The organism is Priestia sp. SIMBA_032 (assembly GCF_046535215.1).
GTDB lineage: Bacteria > Bacillota > Bacilli > Bacillales > Bacillaceae_H > Priestia > Priestia aryabhattai.
Window position 1 is genome coordinate 1 of the sequence record NZ_JAWRXD010001223.1, and the last position, 250, is coordinate 250.

1 protein-coding gene is annotated in these 250 nt (G+C 68.8%); it reads right to left on the reverse strand.

Features of this window, described 5'->3' with window-relative positions:
- Positions 1–250 (reverse strand): PAQR family membrane homeostasis protein TrhA (gene trhA / locus SB717_RS38225; protein ID WP_410908410.1); only part of this gene is annotated, 250 nt, incomplete at both ends.

Genomic DNA, 250 nt, shown 5'->3' on the forward strand with positions numbered 1-250 from the left:
GTGGTTGAAGGGGATCGCGCGCACGGCGTAGAAGATCACCCCCAGCGTGTAGGTGATGCCGCCGGCGACGAGCAGGACGAGGCCGGTGGTGGAGAGCGTGTCGAGCAGTTCGTCACCGGCGAAGACGGCCAGCCAACCCATCGCCAGGTAGACGGCGATGCGCAGGGCCGCAAAGCGGTGCGGCCAGGCGAGCTTGCAAGCGATGCCGCCGAGCGCCAGTCCCCATACGACGGCGAACAGCGTCCAGCCG